The 934-nt window shown below is 67.5% G+C and carries 1 protein-coding gene; it reads right to left on the bottom strand.

The features are described from left to right. Positions 1–128 precede the first annotated feature (128 nt). Positions 129–656: a DUF2617 family protein gene (locus tag CCN35_RS25750; RefSeq protein WP_067397208.1), complete on the bottom strand. Its 528-nt coding sequence runs from the start codon at positions 654–656 to the stop codon at positions 129–131. Positions 657–934 lie beyond the last annotated feature (278 nt).

Raw genomic sequence — 934 nt, 5'->3', positions numbered from 1 at the left:
GGTGGGGCCGGGGCGTGCGGTTCGATCACGACTGCGACGTTACGTCACGGGCACAGAACGCTCCGTCACCCACACGTGTGAAAAGGATGAGGCGGGTGTGTTCCATGTTTATCCGCGCGCACCCGCGCTCACCCCGTACAAACCGGTGCGGACCGGCGCACTCCCACCCTGGTCCGGGTCGACACCAACTGGCCTTCCTGCGGGTAGGCATGCCAGGTCCGCCAGTGCACCTGGCCCTCGTGCCACTGCGCCAGCAGCGCGGTGAACGCGTGCGGACTGCCCGGGAAGACGCCCGCGAGACCGTGCGGATGGTCGGAGACGAGGGCCAGCAACTCCTGGGCACGGCCCGCGAACGAGCCCGGCGAGAGCTTCTCGACGCGCGCGGCGAACTCGTACTCCCAGTCGTCCACCCGCTTGGCGACACCGAGCGGCAGCGGTGTGCTGGAACCCGACAGGCACGCCACGGTCTCCGAGCAGTCGCCCTGTTCCCCCTCCAGGAGCACCTGGTGGGACGCACCGAGAAGTCGCAACTGGATTTTTGCTCCGGCCAGTTCGAGATCCAGGGTGGCCAGTGCGGGCAGCGGCTCGCGCCCCAGGGCCCAGGCGAGATCGGCCGCGCGCGTGTCGGTGTAGGAGGTGTTGAGGGTCGTGAGCATGGATCGGCTCCGCTGGCACGCAAAGAAAAAGACGGAGAGGCATGGGCCACAACGCCCCGTCGACACGGGGACAACGGCCCGGTCAGCCCAGTTCGGGAGGGGGGTGCAGAGCGTCCGAGGGGCTGCGCAGGTTGTTGTAGAGAGAACCACGAACGGCGGTTCCGCACAGCGTTTTTACCCAACTTCGTGCGATTTACATCCCTCAGAGGGCCCCTCAGCTCAACTGTTCAACCCCCGGCGTGCGCCAGGGCGCGCGTCGGGGGTTGAACAGTTGAGCT

The sequence above is a fragment of the Streptomyces thermovulgaris genome (assembly GCF_002155915.1).
In the GTDB taxonomy this organism is placed as follows: domain Bacteria; phylum Actinomycetota; class Actinomycetes; order Streptomycetales; family Streptomycetaceae; genus Streptomyces; species Streptomyces thermovulgaris.
The sequence above is the reverse complement of the archived record's forward strand: the minus strand, read 5'-3'. Positions and strand labels throughout refer to the sequence as shown.